We start from the raw sequence: 21,470 nt of genomic DNA on the forward strand, positions 1-21,470 counted from the left end.
GGATGAAATTTATAAAGCCTTTGGTACTATTATTAACATTTGTTTTTATGGTTGTAGGTTGCTCATCTGAAGATGCATCTAATTCTGAACAATCAACATCAGATTTAGACATCTATACGACAGTCTATCCACTTCAATACATCGTAGAGGAAATCGGAGGTGATACGGTTAATACGCATTCCGTTTATCCACCGGGAGCAGATGGTCATACATATGAACCGACTTCTAAGGAAATGACTGATTTTGCGAAAAGTGACGCATTTATTTATATAGGTGAAGGTATGGAAGGATTTGCTGAAAGTGTCTCAGGTGCATTAGAGTCGCAAGATGTGAGACTAATAGAAATAGGAAAACATGAAGAACTTTTCCAACATGAACATGCCGGTCATGAAGGGGACAATCACGATCATGATGACCACGATCATGATAGCCATGACCATGAAGGAGAAGAGGAGCAAGCAGTTTCTGTCAATGGTTTAGCTGATCATTACCATACCGGAGATACGATTGAACTTACCGCAGAACATGATGAAGACGCGGATTATGACCACTGGCACTGGTTCACACGTGATTCCGATTCAGAAGAATGGGAGATAGCAGAAGGTCAAAATGGAGATACGTATGAAGGAGAGGCTACTGTTTCCGAACAACAAATCAAAGCGGAGCTATATGATGATGATCATGAAGTTGTTGCCGAGTCCGATCCTGTAACAATAACCATCGATGATCATGAACATGATGAGGGTGACCACGATCATGATGGACACGACCATGATGGGGAAGAAGAACAAGCAATTTCTGTTGATGGTTTAGCTGGTCATTACCATACCGGTGATACAATTGAACTTACAGCAGAATATAATGAAGAGGCGGATCATGACCATTGGCACTGGTTCACACGTGATTCGGATTCAGAGGAATGGGAAATAGCAGAAGGTCAAAATGGAGACACGTATGAAGGAGAAGCTACTGTTTCCGAACAGCAAATCAAAGCGGAGCTATATGATGATGATCATGAAGTTGTTGCCGAGTCCGACCCTGTAACAATAACCATCGATGATCATGAAGATCATGATCCGCATATTTGGACTGACCCATTACGGGTTATTAAAGTTGCAGAAATATTGAAAGAGGAGCTCATTGAATTAAATCCGAATGAAGAAGAACGTTACAATGAAAATTTTGATGCATTAAAAAGCGAATTAACAGATTTAGATGAGAGATACAAAGACGTTCTTGATACGAAAGAAAATAAACACATTATTGTTCCACATGCAGCCTTTGGTTATTGGGAAGAGCGTTATGGTGTCGAACAAATACCAATTAGTGGCTTGTCATCCAGCGAAGAACCATCACAGAAGGCACTAACGGAAGTAATAGATGCTGCAGAAGAGTATGATTTAGATTATATTCTTTACGAACAAAATAGTAAGAACCGTTTGTCAGAGGTTATTCAAGACCAGATTGGTGCAGAGGCTGTCATGATTCACAATTTAGAGGTGAGAACAGAAGAGGATATTGAAAATGGGAAAGACTATATTGAATTAATGGATGATAACTTACAAGCACTTGATAAAATAACAAAATAGTTATCATAAGGTAAAAGGCGGTTGTTATCGAAACAACCGTCTTCCATTATAGAAATGGTTGGATCTACAAAAGTAAATACTACGAAGGAACATGAAAGGTGTTTTATGGTAAACAAATGGAATAAATGCCGAGAAAAATCTTCCACTACTAAAATACCCTTGACAATAGGCCACATCTTCCAATAACATATATTGTATTGTGAAAAATTTCTCAGTACCCTCCATTACGACAAGGATACGAGAAGAGGAAAAGAAGGTTTGAAATGGAGAAAAATAGAGTTAAAGCAAAGAACGGCTTGACCATGAATGCATCCTCCAATACGAGAATGTTATATTTGGTCGCCATTATTGTTATTGGTTTTAATCTAAGACCGGCAATTACTTCTGTTGGACCACTATTGGGCACGATTCGTGATCAGATCGGACTGGAAAATTGGAGTGCTGGGACGATTACTAGTTTACCACTCATCGCATTTGCAGTTGTCTCGCCGCTTGCTCCAAAATTAGGTCGCCGCCTCGGGAACGAAGGAGCCGTTTTGTTTGGTTTGATATTGCTTTTTGCCGGGATTGGTATTCGATCCATTCCATATACAGTATCATTATTTATTGGTACAGCCATCATCGGGGTTGGTATCGCAGTGATGAATGTGCTGCTACCAGCCGTGATCAAGGAAAAATTTCCGAATAAAGTTGGTCGGATGACCAGTGTGTATTCGACAACCATGGCCATATTTGCAGCCACTGCATCGGGTATTACTGTTCCGCTTGCAACAGGTGCAGACCTGGGCTGGGAACTAGCTTTATTATCTTGGGCAGTGTTGGCCGTTATTGGAATAGTCGTTTGGATTTTTGTTCTTAAACAATCTTCTGCACCTAAAGAAGATCAAATGGAGCTAAGTGATAGGTCTTTTAATGACAGTAACTTGTGGAAATCTCCACTAGCTTGGCAGGTTACGTTATTTATGGGGCTGCAATCGTTCATATTCTATGTGATCGTATCGTGGTTGCCAGAAATCATGCAAAGTTTTGGATTTTCCGTATCAGCTGCTGGATGGATGGTCGCCTATGCACAATTTGTTGGATTGCCTTCTACCTTTTTGGCTCCAGTATTGGCGGAAAAGTTCTCCAACCAGCAAGGAATTGTACTAGGAATTGGCGGAGGCGCAACAATAGGATTTATCGGACTTTTAATCGGGGGACCGCTTCCGCTAATCTTCTTCTGGGTAACACTGATTGGATTTGCTTTCGGAGGTGCTATCAGTCTATCACTTGCCATGCTGGGTATGCGTGCGCGCAATGGTAAGCAAGCTGGCGCTTTGTCCGGAATGGCTCAATCCATTGGCTATGTTTTTGCTGCAGTAGGGCCGTTACTTATCGGACTATTATTTGACATCACGAATGCGTGGACAGCGCCGCTTATAGCCATCATCACTGTTTGTTTGTTGATGACACTTGCTGGTCTGGGTGCTGGTAGGAATCGGTATGTGTGAGTGTCTGACACTATATTTGATATATCCCTAGAGGGAATAAAAAGAGGCTGAGACAAAACAAAAGTGTTTAATAAAAAAGACGAACATTATCAAACTCAGCGTAGGAAATATGCGGAGACTCCAGCGGGAGGGAAGGCATAGGTGAGACACCGAAGTGCAATAGCACAAGGGGGCTCACCAGCCGCCCGCGGAAAGCGAAGTATATTTCCGAAGCGATGTATGTTCGGAATTTATTTGTTAAAAACACTTTTGTCCCAGCCTCATTTTAAATATAGAATATACGGAAACGAAGCTTGAGTGAACGAAAAGAATGTCAATTAGGACTTAGCTTCTATATGAATCATTTTTTCGAACTAATTTTCAACCTGGTGGTTACGAAGATGAGCCTGATCGGTGGAGGATATGCCATATAGAAAAGTGTCAATTGCCTTCTTATAAAGATCAAGGGTATCTTCCATATTTAAGTCTCTGCAAATATTATTTAATCCATACAACAAGGTATCAAAAATTTTTGCCAATAGTAGCGAGTCATCGGCTTTTAATTCACCTGACTGCATTCCTTCTGCCAATAGTTTCTGACTATAAGAGATTCTGATGTTAATCGTTTTATAAAGCTGATTCTGTACCAGTGTATTGGATTTTTCATGACTGAAAAATTCATCAGCCACATTTGTCAGGGGATGGTTATAATCATTGATAACTAAGTGTTTTGCAATTCCGTGCAGTTGCTCTATTGTGGTAGCGTATTGTTTTTTCTGATCTTCCCATTGTTCCATCCATTCTTTTTCCCATTCGTCTAATACATGAATAAATAATCCTTCTTTACTTTCGAAGTGATAGTATATATTCCCTTTACTTACCCCTGTTGCCTCCGTAATGTTTTCAATGGATGTTGATGCATAACCTTTCTCAATAAACAGATTTTTCGCTGCTTCAGCAATCTTTTTTTTGGTTAAGATACTTTTTGTTTGCTTCTTATTCAAAAAGTTCACTCCTGCCCATTTCTTAATCTTTACTGTTAGACGTAGCAATAAGCTTTCATTAAGTGAAGAAGTGCCACCGTCTTGGTTCCCTATTTCTTTTGTAAAAGTTACTGACCATTTGTTCTAAATTTATCATAACATAAGGGCAAACTCAAGCAACGCTTCAGCAAGATGATATCTATTGACGGCAAAAAATCCTATATGGTAATATTTTAGGACGATTGTTCAGTTTTGTTTAGGAGGATGTATGTATATCATTTATAAAACAGAGTTGCACGGAGTTGGATTTGGGTACCAGATAGAAACATTCTTCGGTGATGCCTTATTATTCGTACAGTATTTAGATGATAGATGTGAATTCTTTTTTTATGATAGCCATGAAAATCTTATATCAATCCCACTTGATCAAAATGAGGCTAGAATTTTATCACAACTTATAAATCCGGATAGATCGTGATATAATTATTTTAGTCCAGTCGAAAACGATCTTTAATAAAAATGAAGATCCCTTTTTTTTGATTTTGTTTTAGAACAATTATTCAGTTTTATAAAATAGAATAAGATAACAGTTTGTTACATGGTTATTAGCAGCGAGAGGAGGAGACAACGTGACACTAAAAACAACGCAAAACAATTTTAGGATCTTACGCAGTTAAAGAAATCAAATGTAAACGTAACATTTTGAGAGGAGGAGGGTCATGGTCGAACAAGAATCTGTGCATGTGAAAGAACCAGAACTAACCTTGGAGCAAGTAAAAGAAAAATTAGTGGAAATGGGGAAGAAACGTGGAACGCTTGCTTATGAAGAAGTAGTTAGCGTTTTATCTAAGTTTGATATGGAATCCGAACAAACTGATAAATTTTATGAATACTTGGAAGAACAAGGTATCGATGTGATAATGGAATCTGAGGATGTTCAGGAAACACAGAACGAAGCGAAAGAAGAACTCACTCTTCATGATTACAGTGAACCTTTAGCGCATAAATTAGATGATCCTATTCGTATGTATTTAAAAGAAATTGGTAGCGTGGATTTATTAACTGCAGCAGAAGAAATGGAGCTCGCTTCTCGGATTGAAGAGGGGGACATGGAAGCGAAGAAAAAGTTAGTAGAGGCCAACCTTCGTCTCGTAGTCAGTGTCGCAAAGCGCTACGCAGGACGAGGCATGCTTTCCTTAGATTTAATTCAAGAAGGAAATACTGGACTATTTAGAGCGGCTGAAAAATTTGATTACCGAAAGGGCTTTAAATTTAGCACCTATGCAACCTGGTGGATTAGACAGGCCATTACCCGGGCTATTGCTGATCAAGCACGAACCATTCGGATTCCGGTACACATGGTCGAAACAATCAATAAATTAATTCGCATTCAACGTGATTTACTGCAGGAGTTAGGTCGTGAACCGACATCGGAAGAAATCGGGATAGAAATGGAATTGAGCCCAGAGAAAGTTCAGGAAATATTAAAAATTGCTCAAGAACCAGTATCCTTGGAAACGCCTGTCGGTGAGGAGGAGAATTCATATTTAGGTGACTTTGTCGAGGATCAGGAAGCAATATCACCTTCTGATCAAGCCGCTTATACAGCGTTAAAAGAACAGCTAGAAGACTTATTGGATACACTCCCCGATCGGGAAGAGAATATTCTCCGTCTCCGATTTGGGTTAGATGATGGAAAAACAAGAACGCTGGAGGAACTTGGTAATGTATTCAATATAACCAGAGAGCGTATCCGCCAAGTTGAAGCACAAGCACTACGTAAATTAAGACATCCAAGCCGTAGTAAACGATTGAAAGATTTTCTTAGTGAATGATTGATGCCGGGCAAAGAAAACACTTAGATAACATGAATACGTTTAACTCTCTAAGTGCCGATTTTTATATAATAGTAGGTGAATAGGTAACACCTCTCTAATTGGTAGTAATGATGGTTTGATCAACGCTGCCAACAATGGAGGTGTTTTTTTCATGTCTAAACGTATTAGCTAAACAAATTTTTTTTAATCACAACCTTTGCTACAATTTAAATACAGCTTAAAAATTTTTAAATTCATGTGTACAAATCTAATGAACTTAGATTATGCTGTATCTATTTATCTAGTACAACATACATTTACATAATAGAATGATCGTATAAGGAGGTCTTAATGTTGCAGCATGAGATTGATCAAAACAAAATTTTAACCGTTTTAACAGCTTTCTCCACTTTTCTGATGGGCTTTATCGATGCCTATACATTTATTACACAAAATGGATTATTTGCGAGTGCGCAAACAGGGAACATGGTAGTACTGGCAGCAAAGCTTTTTGAGGGGAATCCTTGGGAAGCCTTTACACATACCGCATCTTTTATTGGTTTTGCCTTAGGAGCATTTCTGGGGCAGGGAATAATGGAATTTTTTAAAGACCATAATTGGAAGAAATATCGGATTTATTTACTGATTCAGGCGGTTTTTCTTTTTATTATCGCTTGCATTCAGCAAAGTGTCGGTTCCTCTATGATCGGATTGCTGCTTGGTTTACTTGCGGGCTATGAGCTGACGATGTTTCGTAAGATTAAATCAACAAATATAAATAATGGGATTATGACAGGTAATACCAAAAATCTAATGAATAATCTTTATCTGGCTATTTTCAATAAAGATGAAGAAGCATTACGTACTTTTTTTACTCTGTTGCTTGGGGTTGGGATATTCATGCTCGGAGTTGGGAGTGGTACTGTGATCGTTTTGTATTTCGGTGTAACGTTGAACTTGTGGCTGGCTTTTCTTATTACTGGCTTGTTTTATATCTGGCTGCTTTTCAAACGAGTTTAGATTTAGCTTCAATTCCTTTTCAAAATAAAACACGTAGGTAATTCAAGAGGATGTTCGGTAATATTATTACTAAATTTCATTGTCCAATCCAATAACATATAATCACCATTAAGGAGAAAAAACAAACCTATTCGGAATGTTTTATTAGTATCCGAATGGGTTTGTACATGAAAATGTATTTAATATCAAACGGGCAACTTCCTCATTACCTCCAGCTTTTTGCGCTTTTTTTTGAAATACTTGTAATCTTTCTTTGTATGTTGCATCTTTTAAAATTGCTATCACTGCTTCTTTGATAGCAATGGAATTTAACCCTTTTCGCTTTAAATACTTTCCCAAATGTAACGTTTCAACTTGTTGTGCTACAGAAGGTTGATCATTGCCAACTGGAATAACGAGCATTGGAACGCCATAGAATATTGCTTCATTTACACTGTTCATACCACCATGTGTAATAAATAAATCTGCTTGGTGTAATACTTCCAGTTGAGGGACATAAGTGTAGATATGAATATTGTTTGGAATTTTTCCTAAGCTTTCCTTTTTAATGGCATTTCCAATGGATATAATGACGGAGACAGGCTGTTCTTGGAACGCGGTTATACACATTTGAAAAAAAGATTTAGATGTATTGACCAATGTTCCTAACGAAATATAAATGATTGGTGCTTGTAAACTAGATAGGTCTAACGCATAATCATCACGATGGCCTAATGAAGGTCCTACATATTTATAGTGCTTTTTATTAAAATCATCGGCATAAATTTGGAATGCTTCGATTGTGTAAGTGAAATTAAGTTCAGGAGTGTTCTCTGATATTTCTTGAACAATATCGTTATAACGCAGATCAAACTTCTTATATAAAAGTTGAGAAATGAGTTTACGAAGCAATGAGAAGCGAAAGATAGATGTTAAGTACCATCCCCCGGTCTTGCCAAAATCATGCAATACTTTTTCGTTTAATGTGAAGGTAGAAAACAAACGAAAAGAGGGAATACCCAATTGGTCTGCAAGCGATTTTCCGGGAAAAAATAACATTTCATAAACTAAACAATCATAATTCCTCCCGATTCGCTGAATAGTTTGATAAGCTGCACCCCAGCTGTTCACTTCTTTTTGTAAGTTGGTTTGCTTATCTGGATAATTGTCATAAGGAATAAAGACAGCACCTGTGTCTTCAACCTCCCCTTGCCATTCAGGAGAATGGACATATGTTACATGATGACCATGCGCAATGAATGCTTTAGCTAATTCCAGTGTAGGATTTGTATGGCCTGAAAAGGGCAGGTTGACCATAAGGATATGCTTTTGATTAATCATGATATCGCTTCATCCTTTCTTTGATTTTGTTTTCTTTTTCTTCGCTAATGATTGGAGCATCGAATTTTTCTAATAAGAGAATAATAAAGTCAATTTTTTTGCATATTTCTTCATAATTAAATGAGACGATAAGAGGGTCAAGCCATATGTCTACCAGAAGCATGAGAAGTTCTGCAATTTCTTTCGGGTAGTGGCAATTAAATGCCCTTTGATCCACTCCTTGCTTTATGATTTCTGCGAGATAAGGAGCTAATACATTGAGCATATTACGAAGCGTATGTAATAAAGCAAAGGGTACTTTTTCAGCCCAGCCAGCTTTTGTTAATGCTGGCAAGTCATCATTATCAATGAGGTAGTCTATGACGTGATCCAGCTTTTGTGTTGCAGTTAAGTTTTGATTATCGGCAAGTTCTTGGAAATAATTCGTGATTAGCTGTTGCTGTTGCATTGTATAGTATTCTAAAATTTCTTGTTTGCTTTTGAAGTGATGGTATAGAGCCCCTTTTGAAAGCTTCGTAGCATGCATTATATTTTGCATCGTAGTCTGTTCATAACCTTTTGTGAAAAATAATTCAACAGCAGCTTCTAAAATTTTCGTTTTTGTTTGCTGCGCTTGAAGTTCCCTACTCATTATGTTTATTCTCCCTTCACAAAGACCGACTAGCGGTTTGTTAAATATAATATATAGCAAATTCACACACTTGTCAATCGTCTTGGTTTTACTGTATCCTGCTTTTCCAACATAAATTAGTAGATACTTAGAATTTGGAAAGAATAGAGTGTGAATAAATTGCGTTATATTTATACACATTTTTTTGATAATATTACTTTTTGTTAGACCTGCTCTTAAAACTTGGTTGTTTTAGAGTGCACTTATTCGTATCTTTAGTAAAACAAGCGATGATCTCCCAGAGAAACTGGATAAGGGATTAATTGACCTTGCTATCCTGTTGGAACCAATAGCTGTAGAGAAGTATGAAGGAATTACATTGCCGAGAACGGAAAAGTGGGGAGTTATTGTTTCAAGAGATTCCTTTTTTACCTTGTCGAAATAACTGGCATATTCATCATGAAGGTGGACAAATCCGGCAGAAGGAGCCTGGAACGAATGGTTAGAAGCTGTAACGGATGAGGAATATAATAATCTTTCATCATAAGGGAACGGCGGCTTGAATGGAATGTTGATCTGATTACAGCCAAAGCTGTTGACTTAGAGTGGACTTTAGGTACTATAATCAAATTTATAGCCGATATGTAAAGTTATTTTATTTAATCTTAGGAGATGATTATATGATTTTAAACGAAAATGATCAGCTGGCCAATGGGGTTGAAATTCCAAAATTAGGTCTTGGAACATGGTTTATCGATAATGGCGATGCCACACAAGCTGTAGTAGAAGCTGTAAAAATCGGTTATCGCCATATTGACACGGCGCAGGCATATGGAAATGAAAGTGGTATTGGGCAAGGAATTAAAAATTGTGGCATAGACAGGGGAGATTTATTCATTACGACAAAGCTTGCTGCAGAAGTGAAGTCGTATGAAGAAGCCGTTTCCTCGATAAATCAATCTTTGGAGACGATGGGGCTTGATTATATCGATATGATGATTATTCATAGCCCGCAACCATGGGCGGAATTTGCAGGAGAAGCGCGTTTCTTTGAAGGAAATCGTGAAGCTTGGCGGGCCCTGGAAGAAGCGTATCAAGCTGGAAAACTTCGCGCTATTGGCGTATCGAATTTTGAAAAAGAGGATTTGGATAACATTCTTGATCATTGTACCGTCAAACCTATGGTCAATCAGATTTTAGTGCATATCAGCAATACGCCATTTGATTTGATTGCATATACACAAGAACAGGGAATTCTTGTCGAAGCTTATTCCCCAATTGCGCACGGTGAATTGTTTAAAAATCAGGACGTAAAAGCTATCGCAGAAAAGTATGGTGTATCGGTCCCGCAATTAAGTATTCGCTATACATTGCAGCTTGGACTGCTGCCATTACCTAAGACGGCAAATCCGGAACATATGAGAAATAATGCCGGCGTAAACTTCACCATTTCAGATGAGGATATGGAAACCTTGAAAAATGTAGCGCGCATTGAAGATTATGGTGAGGCAAGTGACATGCCTGTTTTTGGTGGGAAATTAAAATAGCAAGACGATGGAATACGCTAAAACGAAACGGCATTTCATGGGAGCTCTTCTCCTGTGAAATGCCGTTTTTATGTATAATGTAACGAGCGTTATGGCTTTTTGGAGAAACGTAAATGAATTCTCCCAGCCTGCTTAATGGAACAGAAATACGTATTCAAGGTTTGGTTCCCTGTAGAAGTATGTTAATATATAGTATATATGTTCGTTTTTTGAATAGGGAATCAAAAGATGGATGGGAGGTCATAGCTTGAAACAAGGTTCGTTATTTGAAAATGATCATCATCGTCCTTTAGCAAACAGGGTTCGCCCTCAGTATTTAGATGATGTCGTTGGGCAGAAACATTTATTAGGGGAAGGAAAGGTCTTACGAGAAATGATTGAAAATGATCAAGTCTCTTCCATGATTTTCTGGGGCCCTCCCGGAGTTGGAAAAACGACTTTAGCTGAAATCATAGCTGATCACACAAAATCAAGGTTTATTCATTTTAGTGCCGTGTCAACTGGTATTAAAGAGATACGCAATGTGATGAAAGAGGCTGAAGAAACCAGCGAATTCGGGGATAAATGCATTTTGTTTATAGATGAAATTCATCGTTTTAATAAGGCGCAACAGGACGCTTTCTTACCCTATGTTGAAAAGGGAAGCATTATCCTTATAGGTGCAACCACGGAAAACCCATCCTTTGAAGTAAATGCCGCTTTGCTGTCACGCAGTAAAGTATTTGTTTTATATCAATTATCAACGAACGAGATCATTGAATTATTACAAAACGCAATTGCCGATCCAAAAGGGTTAGGGGACCAAGCAATACAACTGGAAGATGGGGTGCTGGAAGCAATTGCTGCATTTTCCGATGGGGATGGCAGAATTGCTCTAAATACATTAGAGATGGCCGTATTAAATGGACAAAAACAGGAAGGTACACTTTCTATTGGGAAAGAAGATTTAACCCAGATTATTCAAAGGAAATCACTATTATATGATAAGGGTGGAGAAGAACACTATAACATCATATCGGCACTTCATAAGTCGATGCGAAATAGTGACCCTCATGCCTCTGTTTATTGGTTATCCCGGATGCTGGAATCCGGAGAAGATCCTTTGTTTATCGCAAGAAGATTAGTCCGATTTGCCAGCGAAGATATCGGATTAGCAGATAATAGAGCGTTAGAACTAGCGATAGCTGTATTTCAATCCTGTCAATTTATTGGTATGCCGGAATGTGATGTGCATCTTACGCAAGCCGTCATCTACCTGGCAATGGCACCAAAGTCGAATTCAGCTTATGTGGCCTATTCAAACGCTAAAAAAGATGCAAGAGAGTCCATGAATGCCCCTGTTCCTTTACAGTTACGTAATGCACCTACCAATCTAATGAAAGATATGAATTATGGAATGGGGTATCAATATGCCCATAATACAGATGAGAAATTAACGACCATGCAGACGTTGCCGGATTCCCTAGAGGGACATGAGTATTATTATCCGACAACACAAGGCTCAGAAAATAAAATCAAAGAAAGGTTGAAACAAATTTCAGAGTGGCACAAACAAAATAAGCAATGATCCTTAGCACATCATGGCGTCTATAGCCTATAGCACACAACGTTGAATGAAAAATGCTTTCTGAATCCTTTGGACTCAGAAAGCATAAATAAAGATGAATGATAATAGAAACGGAAAATCGTATTAGGAGCACCTACCGAAATGATGATCAACTCGCTTCTGAAATTTCTTGCTCATTCATACCCTTTAGGTCTGTTTATCTTTCTTTAAAACAATAAGTTGATCTCCATCGTCAAGCGTTATTTTACTTCGTAGTGTAAGGAACTGAATGGTTTTATTCTCTTTATTTACGAAAAGTGGTACGATATCTTTTGGTAATTGCTCTTTCTCGATTTTTCCCTTTTTCTCCATCTGCAAGGGTTGTATGGTGTAGCCGGTATTGATTTTCTTATTTAACGCCGTAAAGATGGCATCCTCCTGAAATAAAAGATGTGCTTTTTTTGCAGGGGAAACTTCATTTTCTTTTTGCTGATTGCTGCCGCTTGGAAGCCGAAATGTATTGTTATAACCAAAGCTTGGTACATACGATTGACTAACAAGCGCATTAAAGGCTGTATCTCCTGTGAGCGAAAGAATGGTTTCATATGGAGTCAGATCTACCTCATATTCGCTATGTTCTGCAAGGATTTCCCCTTGATAGACAGGAATGTTCTTGTCGATAGCTGGTTGCAGCTGCGCACTCGAAGAATTACTGATTAATACAGGAATACCTATCTTCTGTAAATATGCTGCCAATGCAATGGAAAAACTGTTCGCTCCAACCAATAACACCCCGGGAGGAGCATCATTGGAAAGCTTGAGTGCTTTGGCAACCGGGCCAAGTGAAAATCCATGCACACAGACGGTTATGAATACCAGTGCAAACGTTAGTGTTGTAAGGATAGCCGCTTCGCCATGTCCATCGTTCAGCAAATTGGCTGCGAAGTATCCGGAAACAGATAGTGCCACGATACCTCTGGGAGCTATCCAGCCAATCAGGGTCTTTTCCGAGTTGGAAAGCTCTGTACCGATTGTGGCAATCCAAATGGATAAAGGACGCACGATGAATAGCATGACAAGCACAAATCCGATGATTGGCCATGTAAAAATTTCTGCAATGGTCTCTCGTGACAAGGAAGCTGTCAGCAAAATAAAAACGGTTGATGTTAACAAGACCGTGATATTTTCCACAAAATGGCTGACATCATGACCTATCGAGGATACATAATGTTTGGTACGGGCAAGAGTTAATCCCATTACAGTGACAGCAAGCATACCTGTCTCATGCATCACAACTTCTGCCAAGGTAAAGCAAAGTAACACAAAGGCGATAATAATTGGAGACTTTAAATATTCTGGAATAACGCCTTTTCCAATCATCACGCTGACAATCATGCCAATGACATAACCAAAAACCACAGCAACCAGTGCACTAAGAAAGAAGTTTACCATATGACTCGCTTGCAGCGCGTCTGTTGTCAGTACGTTAATAACCTCATAGGCAAACAGGGCAAGCAATGGACCAAAAGGGTCTACGATAATACCTTCCCATTTAAGCACAGCACCAGTGCGCGGTTTTAATTTGGCATTTCGGAGTAGTGGAATGATAACCGTTGGTCCAGTGACAATAAATAAGCCACCGATGATGAAAGATACTTCCAGGCTCAATCCTGCAATGAAATGTGCGGCAAGCGAACCGCCAATCCAGGCAAGGAAAGCACCTATGGTGACAATACGGAAAACCGATTTGGATACGCCTTTGATTTCCCGGACATCCAGACTTGAGCTTCCTTCAAACAAAATGATAGCAACAGCTAATGAAATCAATGGACTATAAAGACTTCCTAATGCCTCTTCTGGGTTAAATAGGCCAAAAACGGGGCCTAGCAATAATCCGGTGATAGACATAATGACAATAGAGGGCCATTGAATTCGCCAAGCAAGCCATTGTGAAAAGATACCGACGATAACAATGACAGCGATACTAATTAAAGCAATATTTTCCATATACATTTCTCCGATCTTTTGGATTCCGGTGAGAAGTTTATCAATTTCTCGTTTGTTTGTCTTTCATTTTGTTGTGGAATGATGTATTGGTTTATAGGTCATATAAACTTTATGTTATTCTTTTTTATCCTGTCCATTCTTTTGGTTAAATATGTTAAAAGGTGTTTTAAAGGTATAGAGGGACAGGAGCTGAGGCAAGAACATTGTCACGTTTATCCTGTTGCTAAGACTATGAAGAATCCGTTCCCCTGTCCTCCCCTTGAAGGCAAAACGGAAATTTCCCATATCACGACAACGCAAGTGAAATTGAATCCTGGTTTGATGCAACCGTTTCTTTTGCGTCATTATATTAAACTTATACGATGGTAAAACAATCTTACCACCATTATGAGTAATTGTATTGTAGGAAATTTTTAATCATGCAGCGCCAAGCATTATATCGGTATGCGAAAAGATGAAATTGACAACACCTTGAATGATTTTTGTAGGTTATGGTATACAGAGGGTTCTTCAAAATGATGATCTGGAAGAAAGGTGAGCAAAATTTATGCAATTGGGAGCATACCAATAAACTAAAATGTACGTTTGAATTATAAAATCACCTCTTTCCAAGTTATAATTAAATTTGCAGCTAACTAAATACAATAAAGGAGCCAATATTATGTCTTCAATCTTTAACCTTTTATCTAAAATGTTTTTTGTTCTTTCGGGTTTGTCTATTTTGACATTTACTATTATTATGGATAGATATCTTACTGGATTCATATTATTTTTCATATTTTTTGTGTTTGCTATTATTTTGTTCATAATCGGGTCTAAACAACTCAACAAAAAGAAAGAACCCCCTAAATAATTAATTTTCTAGGGGGTTCTTCTTATATTATTAAAAGGCGCATTGATCAAAACAATCAGTCACCGCGGTAGCTCCTATCATTCCCGCAGTATTAATACATGCGTAGCAAGCTGTTCCAGCAGTTGCAGGAACAGCAACTGTACATGAAGCGCCACATAGAATTCCTAAACCGGTAATAGCCCATTGACTAATATTTTTGTCTCCAAGGCAATCATTTACACAAGATCCTAAACCTTGAGTTTGAATTTGATCTTTTTCTGCTTCTTCAATAGTTTTTTGCTGGAACAATGGATACACCGGAGGATATCCCGATACTTGCTCCCCTAATCAAAAAGGAAATTGTCTACAAAGTGCTGCAAGGAGATCATGTTGAGGCGCTGAAACAAATTGCCATAGATGGAAGCTCCACACAACAAATCAATCATGTAATTAAATATATCATGCAGCACTATACAAACGGTTTTAAAATCGATGAACTTGCGGAAATGGCAAATATGAGTGTATCCTCTTTCTATCGATGCTTCAAAGAGGTAACTGCCATGAGCCCAATCCAATTCCAAAGACAACTCCGCCTGCAGGAAGCTCGAAGTTTATTATTATCCAAGCCAATGGACGCAGCAGATGGTGCATTTTTGTAGGTTAGTTACGAAAGTCCCTCCCAATTTAGCAGGGAAAATGTGCGTGTTTTGGTTTACCACCAATAGAAGATTACAGCGTTTGAAGGTAACATAATGGGATGAATGAACTGGAACTGCCGGACCTGGAGAAGCTGAAAGTCTATAAAGGTCATAGTATTTGCCTTTTAGCATAGTTATAATAAAATGATGTTAAAATAATAAAGAGCTGATTAGATGTCCCATAATAGAAAAGCCGCTGATGATTTTGCTGATATATCAAGGAGTGAACATAGTAAACAATTTGAAAATGACATTTATTTTAAGTTGAAGGAAGCTGAATTAGAAGCAAATTCTACTGGTAAGCGCTATACGCATAAGGGGGTTTTTACCGAACTTAGAGCAAGACTCGTTGAAATGATGGATAAAAACAATGAGTAATTGATGAAATAAATGAAAAAACGAACTTTATTAACCAGAACTAAACAATCATTTGTGTCTTATTGACTTCATAAGATGTAAGCAGTAAAATAAATCTACATTTTAATAAAAATGCGTATAATTTCGGGGATATGGCCCAGAGTTTCTACCAGACTACCGTAAATGGTCTGACTACGCAGGTTATAGTGATTTAATGGTGATTGCCCATAGACTTGATTTGTAATGGCTGCTTTCTCCTTGGATTACGTTTCCTTGCATAGTTATGGTAGCACGCTCGGGTTTAAACGGGCGTGTTTTTCTATTTAAAAATCGAGGGGGAAGCAACGATGAAGAAGTACTTTCATTTTAAAGAATTAGGAACAAATTACCGAACAGAGTTTATGGCTGGGTTAACGACATTTTTAGCGATGGCCTATATTCTTTTTGTTATACCATCAACTTTGGCACTCACAGGGGTGGAGCAACTGCCTGAAGGAGTCACTCGTATGGATCAGGATGCTGTATTTGTTGCTACAGCACTGGCTGCAGCTGTTGGCTCCTTGTTCATGGGAATCATAGCGAAATATCCGATTGCGCTTGGGCCTGGCATGGGATTAAACGCGTTTTTTGCGTATACGGTTATGCTTGGCTATGGGATTGGCTGGGAAACAGCCTTATCAGGTGTACTCGTATCCGGAATAATTTTTGTCATCTTAACGTTAACAGGGATTCGAGAGAAAATTATTAATGCGATTCCTGCAAATTTAAAGTTGGCAGTGGGCGCTGGAATTGGATTATTTATCGCCTTTATCGGTCTGCAAAGTGCAGGCATTGTAGTTGGTGATCCAGATACATTACTGGCGCTTGGAGATATAACTTCCCCACATGTGTTACTGGCCATATTTGGACTTCTCGTTTCTGTGATTTTACTTACACTTGGGATAAAAGCGGGAATATTTTATGGCATGATTCTAACCGTTGTTGCAGGGATAACGTTTGGCTTAATTACGCCACCCTCAGGGGCTGACGATATCGTTAGTAGTGTTCCAAGTGTAGCTCCCACATTTGGACAGGCATTTTTCCATTTAGGTGATATTTTTACCGTTGAAATGCTTTTGGTTATTTTAACGTTCTTATTTGTCGACTTCTTTGATACAGCAGGAACACTGGTTGCTGTAGCAAGGCAAGCTGGTTTAGTGAAAAATAATAAACTACCGCGGGCCGGAAAGGCGCTATTTGCTGATTCCGCAGCAACTGTGGTTGGCGCCATACTTGGTACATCAACAACGACATCTTATGTCGATTCCGCTGCTGGTGTCGGCGTGGGAGGTCGAACTGGTTTTACGGCAATCGTTGCAGCGGGTTTTTTCCTTTTGGCATTATTTTTCTCTCCACTACTCGCTGTTGTAACATCTGAAGTAACTGCGCCTGCCTTAATTATTGTTGGTGTCATGATGGCATCCGCATTGAAAAATATTGACTGGGACCAATTCGAAATTGCCGTACCTGCATTTTTAACCGTGCTTACCATGCCGTTAACGTACAGTATTGCAACAGGGATTGCGATTGGGTTTATTTTCTACCCGATAACCATGTTATTAAAAAAACGTGCGAGTGAGATACATCCGATCATGTATGGATTGTTTGTGGTCTTTGTGTTGTATTTTATTTTCTTAAGCTAGGGACGGGCTGATGCAGATTGATGCATCAGCCCTTTTTAGGTTTCTTTCTTTTTATGTTCCGGGTCATGGATATTCTCTTCCTCTGAAAACTCTACCTGCATCTGGGCCGGCGAAGCGTTGAATGCAGCTGGTTCGGTTGTTGTTGATGGTAATACTTTCTCCTGCATGTAAATATGAAATACGGCTTCACAAGCGGCGATGAAAAAACCTGCAAAAAGGGATACCGTAAACACAGGAAAGTCTGGTCCAATAAAAACAAGGGATAATAACCAGACGACAATTGTAGCAAGCCCAAAATCAGCCATCGATGCAATGGCGTTTCCGAACCTTGGTAATAGAATTAGATCTCCGATAATATACATGCCACCTGTGATAAATAAACTAACCAAAAACATCTCAGAAATACTTGCTACATCAAAGATTGACAATAGGGAGTATATGACGGTAGCAGTAATTAAAAACTTAATACCCAGTGCTGTTACATGTTTCATTCAGTCCCATCCTTTCTACATTGAAGCTGTCTTTGTAGTATTTGATTTTTTTTGGAAGAATATACGTTGGGACAGGGGGACAGGTTCACTGTCCCCCTGGAAAACTTTTTATGTCATGTTTTCGTTATATAGGGTGAGGTGAAAAAATGATCTCTGATGAGGAACTAATCAAAGATATAAAGCGCGGAAGCAAATCTTCGATGGATGTGCTGGTGCGAAGGTATTATAAGGTTGTTTATGCGCTTATATACAGAAGTGTGTTTGATAAGTCTATTGCTTATGACTTAACACAGGAATCTTTTATCAAAATTATCAAGAACATAAGACAGTATTCTGAGCAGGGAAGCCTGAAAAATTGGATGTTAACAATTGCTTCAAATCAATGCCGGGATTATGTCAGGTCGAAAGAAGCAAAGTCAAAATCATTAAGCATTCCATTGGAGGAAAGTCGATTAGAAACAAAGGATTCTCCCGTATCTTCTGTATTGGAAAGAAGAGAGAACAGAAAAAATATCATGTGTAAGATGCAGCAAATTCCGTTTGAACAGAGACAAGCCATCTATTTAAAGTATTTCCATGACTTGAAGATTAGGGAAATTGCGGAAACAACAAAGACAAGTGCTTCTACCGTTAAATCCAGGCTTTATAGCGGATTAGAGAAACTTGAGCATTTGTTAGAAAGGAGTTCTTTTTATGAAGAAGGAGATCAATGACAAAATGGCTGATGAATTAGAGGCTTTTACAGTGGATTATCCAAGTGAAGAAGAAATGGATCAAACGATTTCAGCCTTACATGCCTATGTACCGGAGAAAAACATGCCGATGAGCAACCTGCTTGAAAAAATGAAAGATCTTTTATTTTTATCCGGAAAAGAATTTTTCACGATTTCACGCTTGTTTTGGAGTGCGAATATCATCTTTCTTTTGTTCGGAATCTTAAGTACAACACTATTTCATGCTGATCCTTATCTGACATTGTTTGTCCTTACACCACTTCCCTTTTTAACCGGACTTTTGGAGATTTTTAAATCCAGAGATCAGGGGATGGCAGAATTGGAAGCCACGTTTAAGTATTCCGTACAGCAGCTTATCTTTTCCAGGGTACTGATTGTATCGGTGTTTAATCTTATACTGAACGCTATTCTCATCACTTGGCTTTACGTGGCGCTTGATACCCCTTTTGTATTTTCCTGGTTATTTGTTTATTGGATGATGCCACTCACATTGCTGGCGGCACTTGGATTAGTACTAACGACAACGTATAAAGGAACAATAACTTCTCCGGTGCTCGTGATTTCCTGGCTCATAACGGGATTTCTCATCGCGCAAATTCCGAATGGTGCTGATTTTATCAATCACATTGGCTTAACCGGAAGTATAAGTATTGTTATCGTGTCCTTATGTACGATTATTTTTCAGTTAAGAAAGATTCAACAAAGGAGGCTATCCATTGCGTTTAACGGTTAACAAATTAACAAAAAGCTTTAAAAATAAGGAAGCATTGAAGCATGTAACGTTTGAATTAACAGAAGGTGTATACGGACTGTTAGGGGCAAATGGTTCGGGAAAAACAACGCTGATGCGTATTATCGCAAGCATTGTAAAGCCTTCAAGTGGTACCATTTACTTTGATGGAATAGATACATTGACCCTTGATGAAAACTATCGCGAAATTTTGGGTTATATGCCCCAGCACCTGGGATTTTATAAAAATTTCACCGCTGAAAAATTTCTGCTCTATATTGCTGCTTTAAAAGGAATTGAACAAGATGCAGCAAAAGATACAGTGATGGAGATGTTGGAGCTTGTTAATCTGACAGATAAAAGGAAGGATAAAATCAAAACATTCTCTGGTGGGATGCAGAGAAGATTAGGAATTGCTCAAGGCTTATTAAATGATCCGAAAGTGCTTATTGTGGATGAGCCAACAGCAGGGCTGGATCCAAAAGAACGAATTCGATTTCGAAACTTACTGTCAAAAATATCGAAGAATCGAATTGTTCTTCTTTCTACGCATATCGTCACAGATATTGAATATATCGCCAAAGAAATCATGATTCTAAAAGAGGGTGAACTCCTGCATAAAAAGGATCCCGAGACATTGCTGCAATTTTTAAGTGGTAAAGTTTGGTTACTTGATGTGAAGCGTGAAGAAGTGGACGCGTATCAGGAGAAATATAAAATTGGGAATATCGTGAGCAAAGGAGATTTCGTACAGCTTCGCATCATTTCAGAGATGAAAGTTCATGAAGAAGCTGTCTCTGCTGAACCCAATTTAGAAGACATATATTTATATTATTTCGATGAGGTGGAAGTTCATGAAACAGTTACTTAAATTTGAGTTACTAAAAATAGTGCAGCAAAAGAGTATTTATGTAGTGGGCTTCCTGGTTTTAGGCCTATTTCTATTAACTTCTATTCCGAACTTTGAAAATGAAGAAGCATATTATGAGCCATATAAAGGAAAAGTGACAGAAGAAAAGCAAGCATTAGTGGAAGAACAATTGGCTTCCCTTCCAGATATGAACAGATCTGATGAGCAGCAAGCCAAAAATAATGTCTATCAAACATTTTTAAATGAACGAAGCTACGCAGAATCTGTTCAAGATAGAATAATGATGTTGGATGAGAAAACGGATATGGCAAATGGCGAACCAGCTTTATTGGCTATGGAACAATCGATGCTTGAACAGCTGGAACTAGATACCTTTACGTATCATCAAGCACCGAACCAAACGATAGACTTTGTTAATACATTTGGGTTTATTTTTGCGGGTGCATTAATTTTAGTAGGTTTATTTTCGGTTTACTCGAATGAATATACGACCGGTGTTGATAACTATATATTTTCTTCTAAACGAGGTAGAAAACAGATTTCTTATGCGAAATTTGGAGCTTCATTTATTTATACTATTTTGGTAGTTTGCGTGTGGATAGGTTTTGATGTTGTTTTTCATTTTATTAGATTCGGCAATAGTGGCTGGGAAAGTCCAATACAATACATTAACAAATATCTGGAATCGCCGTATGATTTTACCATGATTGAATATTTCGGTATTCAGGTTGGTGTTCATTTGATTGCAGCATTAGGGTTTGCCGCGCTTGTGTTGTTTGTTTCCGCTAATAGCAAAAAGCCAATTATCTCGTTCTTGATCAGTGGGATAATATTCGGATTACCGGTTGCATGGCGAAGTATCTTAATGCAAGATTCCAACTGGTTAATCGATATTAGTTTTACAACTGGAATGAGGGTGGATGAGCTTTTCCATACATTTAGCGTATACAATATAGCGGGATTGCTCATTATAAAACCTATCTTCATCATGAGTATCATGATTATTATTGCTGCTGGCTTCATTTTGGCAACGTATCAATATGTGAAGCGAAGAGAAGTAAGTGTGTAAATGATTGGGACAGGGGGACAGGTTCACTGTCCCACGTTTCTGCTGGTGCTCGCTGGGACAGTAAACCTGTCCCTATGTCCCGCGACGTAATGATTTCG

At 38.5% G+C, this 21,470-nt stretch carries 20 protein-coding genes and 1 riboswitch; of the genes, 14 read left to right on the forward strand and 6 right to left on the reverse strand.

Annotated elements, in window-relative coordinates; all coding sequences use genetic code 11:
• The first annotated feature begins 2 nt into the window (after nucleotides 1-2).
• The gene (locus KFZ56_RS05975) at nucleotides 3-1,589 is read left to right on the forward strand and encodes a metal ABC transporter solute-binding protein, Zn/Mn family (RefSeq protein WP_222640910.1); all 1,587 of its coding nucleotides are present in this window, start codon (nucleotides 3-5) and stop codon (nucleotides 1,587-1,589) included.
• A 302-nt stretch (nucleotides 1,590-1,891) separates the two neighbouring features.
• A complete protein-coding gene (locus KFZ56_RS05980; RefSeq protein WP_255585298.1) occupies nucleotides 1,892-3,079 on the forward strand; it encodes a CynX/NimT family MFS transporter in 1,188 nt (395 codons plus the stop codon).
• Between the two features lie 353 nt (nucleotides 3,080-3,432).
• Here KFZ56_RS05980 and KFZ56_RS05985 read toward each other — a convergent pair whose 3' ends face one another.
• The gene (locus KFZ56_RS05985; RefSeq protein ID WP_222640914.1) at nucleotides 3,433-4,062 is read right to left on the reverse strand and encodes a TetR/AcrR family transcriptional regulator; all 630 of its coding nucleotides are present in this window, start codon (nucleotides 4,060-4,062) and stop codon (nucleotides 3,433-3,435) included.
• A 247-nt stretch (nucleotides 4,063-4,309) separates the two neighbouring features.
• On the opposite strand from KFZ56_RS05985, the gene KFZ56_RS05990 reads away from it, so the two are divergent.
• The 3 genes from KFZ56_RS05990 (at nucleotide 4,310) to KFZ56_RS06000 (ending at nucleotide 6,878) form a co-directional block, all read left to right on the forward strand.
• Nucleotides 4,310-4,519, forward strand: coding sequence for a cation:proton antiporter regulatory subunit (locus KFZ56_RS05990; RefSeq protein ID WP_222640916.1), 210 nt, complete (start codon nucleotides 4,310-4,312; stop codon nucleotides 4,517-4,519).
• Between the two features lie 241 nt (nucleotides 4,520-4,760).
• A complete protein-coding gene (gene rpoD, locus KFZ56_RS05995; RefSeq protein ID WP_222640918.1) occupies nucleotides 4,761-5,876 on the forward strand; it encodes an RNA polymerase sigma factor RpoD in 1,116 nt (371 codons plus the stop codon).
• Nucleotides 5,877-6,209: 333 nt separating this feature from the next.
• Nucleotides 6,210-6,878: a YoaK family protein gene (locus KFZ56_RS06000; RefSeq protein WP_222640921.1), complete on the forward strand. Its 669-nt coding sequence runs from the start codon at nucleotides 6,210-6,212 to the stop codon at nucleotides 6,876-6,878.
• Nucleotides 6,879-7,022: 144 nt separating this feature from the next.
• On the opposite strand, the gene KFZ56_RS06005 is transcribed toward KFZ56_RS06000, so the two are convergent.
• Together KFZ56_RS06005 and KFZ56_RS06010 are read right to left on the reverse strand one after the other, a co-directional pair.
• Nucleotides 7,023-8,198, reverse strand: a complete 1,176-nt coding sequence (locus tag KFZ56_RS06005; RefSeq protein WP_222640923.1) for a macrolide family glycosyltransferase — start codon at nucleotides 8,196-8,198, stop codon at nucleotides 7,023-7,025.
• On the reverse strand, nucleotides 8,191-8,829 hold the full coding sequence (locus tag KFZ56_RS06010) for a TetR/AcrR family transcriptional regulator (RefSeq protein ID WP_222640925.1): 639 nt from the start codon (nucleotides 8,827-8,829) through the stop codon (nucleotides 8,191-8,193). The genes KFZ56_RS06005 and KFZ56_RS06010 overlap by 8 nt, the downstream gene beginning before the upstream one ends.
• Before the next feature lie 659 nt (nucleotides 8,830-9,488).
• Between KFZ56_RS06010 and KFZ56_RS06015 the strand changes: the two genes are divergently transcribed.
• Both KFZ56_RS06015 and KFZ56_RS06020 read left to right on the forward strand, forming a co-directional pair.
• On the forward strand, nucleotides 9,489-10,355 hold the full coding sequence (locus tag KFZ56_RS06015) for an aldo/keto reductase (RefSeq protein ID WP_255584871.1): 867 nt from the start codon (nucleotides 9,489-9,491) through the stop codon (nucleotides 10,353-10,355).
• 247 nt (nucleotides 10,356-10,602) lie between these two features.
• Nucleotides 10,603-11,922: a replication-associated recombination protein A gene (locus KFZ56_RS06020; RefSeq protein WP_222640927.1), complete on the forward strand. Its 1,320-nt coding sequence runs from the start codon at nucleotides 10,603-10,605 to the stop codon at nucleotides 11,920-11,922.
• A 186-nt stretch (nucleotides 11,923-12,108) separates the two neighbouring features.
• On the opposite strand, the gene KFZ56_RS06025 is transcribed toward KFZ56_RS06020, so the two are convergent.
• Complete coding sequence (locus tag KFZ56_RS06025) at nucleotides 12,109-13,908, reverse strand: cation:proton antiporter (RefSeq protein WP_222640930.1); 1,800 nt, start codon at nucleotides 13,906-13,908, stop codon at nucleotides 12,109-12,111.
• Between the two features lie 883 nt (nucleotides 13,909-14,791).
• Complete coding sequence (locus tag KFZ56_RS06030) at nucleotides 14,792-15,058, reverse strand: hypothetical protein (RefSeq protein ID WP_222644069.1); 267 nt, start codon at nucleotides 15,056-15,058, stop codon at nucleotides 14,792-14,794.
• Here KFZ56_RS06030 and KFZ56_RS06035 point away from each other — a divergent pair.
• The 3 genes from KFZ56_RS06035 (at nucleotide 15,049) to KFZ56_RS06045 (ending at nucleotide 17,477) form a co-directional block, all read left to right on the forward strand.
• On the forward strand, nucleotides 15,049-15,399 hold the full coding sequence (locus KFZ56_RS06035) for a helix-turn-helix domain-containing protein (RefSeq protein WP_375540666.1): 351 nt from the start codon (nucleotides 15,049-15,051) through the stop codon (nucleotides 15,397-15,399). The two genes, KFZ56_RS06030 and KFZ56_RS06035, sit on opposite strands and share 10 nt — an antisense overlap.
• A gap of 213 nt (nucleotides 15,400-15,612) precedes the next feature.
• Nucleotides 15,613-15,816: a hypothetical protein gene (locus KFZ56_RS06040; RefSeq protein WP_222640932.1), complete on the forward strand. Its 204-nt coding sequence runs from the start codon at nucleotides 15,613-15,615 to the stop codon at nucleotides 15,814-15,816.
• 93 nt (nucleotides 15,817-15,909) lie between these two features.
• Nucleotides 15,910-16,010, forward strand: a riboswitch (purine riboswitch).
• Nucleotides 16,011-16,142: 132 nt separating this feature from the next.
• Entirely contained in the window at nucleotides 16,143-17,477 is a 1,335-nt protein-coding gene (locus KFZ56_RS06045) for an NCS2 family permease (protein WP_222640934.1), read from the forward strand.
• Nucleotides 17,478-17,512: 35 nt separating this feature from the next.
• Here the strand turns inward: KFZ56_RS06045 and KFZ56_RS06050 are convergent, their stop codons facing one another.
• Nucleotides 17,513-17,968, reverse strand: coding sequence for a YndM family protein (locus KFZ56_RS06050; RefSeq protein WP_222640936.1), 456 nt, complete (start codon nucleotides 17,966-17,968; stop codon nucleotides 17,513-17,515).
• Nucleotides 17,969-18,114: 146 nt separating this feature from the next.
• Here KFZ56_RS06050 and KFZ56_RS06055 point away from each other — a divergent pair, with 146 nt between their 5' ends.
• From KFZ56_RS06055 to KFZ56_RS06070, 4 genes are read left to right on the forward strand one after another with little or no spacing between them, the layout of a single operon-like run.
• On the forward strand, nucleotides 18,115-18,681 hold the full coding sequence (locus KFZ56_RS06055; protein ID WP_222640939.1) for an RNA polymerase sigma factor: 567 nt from the start codon (nucleotides 18,115-18,117) through the stop codon (nucleotides 18,679-18,681).
• The gene (locus KFZ56_RS06060; RefSeq protein WP_222640940.1) at nucleotides 18,662-19,435 is read left to right on the forward strand and encodes a hypothetical protein; all 774 of its coding nucleotides are present in this window, start codon (nucleotides 18,662-18,664) and stop codon (nucleotides 19,433-19,435) included. Before KFZ56_RS06055 ends, KFZ56_RS06060 begins: the two co-directional genes overlap by 20 nt.
• Nucleotides 19,419-20,303, forward strand: a complete 885-nt coding sequence (locus KFZ56_RS06065; protein ID WP_222640942.1) for an ABC transporter ATP-binding protein — start codon at nucleotides 19,419-19,421, stop codon at nucleotides 20,301-20,303. Before KFZ56_RS06060 ends, KFZ56_RS06065 begins: the two co-directional genes overlap by 17 nt.
• A complete protein-coding gene (locus KFZ56_RS06070) occupies nucleotides 20,287-21,372 on the forward strand; it encodes an ABC transporter permease (RefSeq protein WP_222640944.1) in 1,086 nt (361 codons plus the stop codon). The genes KFZ56_RS06065 and KFZ56_RS06070 overlap by 17 nt, the downstream gene beginning before the upstream one ends.
• Nucleotides 21,373-21,470: the final 98 nt, after the last annotated feature.

Origin of the sequence: Virgibacillus sp. NKC19-3 (assembly GCF_019837165.1) — a bacterium.
GTDB classification, from domain to species: Bacteria; Bacillota; Bacilli; order Bacillales; family Amphibacillaceae; genus Virgibacillus_L; species Virgibacillus_L saliphilus.

What these genes read in the sequence shown, in the direction of transcription:
- KFZ56_RS06045 (WP_222640934.1), top strand. Translation starts at nt 16,143, where the DNA reads ATGAAGAAGTACTTTCATTTTAAAGAATTAGGAACAAATTACCGAACA.
- KFZ56_RS06035 (WP_375540666.1), top strand. Translation starts at nt 15,049, where the DNA reads ATGGATACACCGGAGGATATCCCGATACTTGCTCCCCTAATCAAAAAG.
- KFZ56_RS06040 (WP_222640932.1), top strand. Translation starts at nt 15,613, where the DNA reads ATGTCCCATAATAGAAAAGCCGCTGATGATTTTGCTGATATATCAAGG.
- KFZ56_RS05975 (WP_222640910.1), top strand. Translation starts at nt 3, where the DNA reads ATGAAATTTATAAAGCCTTTGGTACTATTATTAACATTTGTTTTTATG.
- KFZ56_RS06055 (WP_222640939.1), top strand. Translation starts at nt 18,115, where the DNA reads ATGATCTCTGATGAGGAACTAATCAAAGATATAAAGCGCGGAAGCAAA.
- KFZ56_RS06010 (WP_222640925.1), bottom strand. Translation starts at nt 8,829, where the DNA reads ATGAGTAGGGAACTTCAAGCGCAGCAAACAAAAACGAAAATTTTAGAA.
- KFZ56_RS06050 (WP_222640936.1), bottom strand. Translation starts at nt 17,968, where the DNA reads ATGAAACATGTAACAGCACTGGGTATTAAGTTTTTAATTACTGCTACC.
- KFZ56_RS06015 (WP_255584871.1), top strand. Translation starts at nt 9,489, where the DNA reads ATGATTTTAAACGAAAATGATCAGCTGGCCAATGGGGTTGAAATTCCA.
- KFZ56_RS06005 (WP_222640923.1), bottom strand. Translation starts at nt 8,198, where the DNA reads ATGATTAATCAAAAGCATATCCTTATGGTCAACCTGCCCTTTTCAGGC.
- rpoD (WP_222640918.1), top strand. Translation starts at nt 4,761, where the DNA reads ATGGTCGAACAAGAATCTGTGCATGTGAAAGAACCAGAACTAACCTTG.
- KFZ56_RS06025 (WP_222640930.1), bottom strand. Translation starts at nt 13,908, where the DNA reads ATGGAAAATATTGCTTTAATTAGTATCGCTGTCATTGTTATCGTCGGT.
- KFZ56_RS06000 (WP_222640921.1), top strand. Translation starts at nt 6,210, where the DNA reads ATGTTGCAGCATGAGATTGATCAAAACAAAATTTTAACCGTTTTAACA.
- KFZ56_RS05980 (WP_255585298.1), top strand. Translation starts at nt 1,892, where the DNA reads ATGAATGCATCCTCCAATACGAGAATGTTATATTTGGTCGCCATTATT.
- KFZ56_RS06060 (WP_222640940.1), top strand. Translation starts at nt 18,662, where the DNA reads ATGAAGAAGGAGATCAATGACAAAATGGCTGATGAATTAGAGGCTTTT.
- KFZ56_RS06070 (WP_222640944.1), top strand. Translation starts at nt 20,287, where the DNA reads ATGAAACAGTTACTTAAATTTGAGTTACTAAAAATAGTGCAGCAAAAG.
- KFZ56_RS05990 (WP_222640916.1), top strand. Translation starts at nt 4,310, where the DNA reads ATGTATATCATTTATAAAACAGAGTTGCACGGAGTTGGATTTGGGTAC.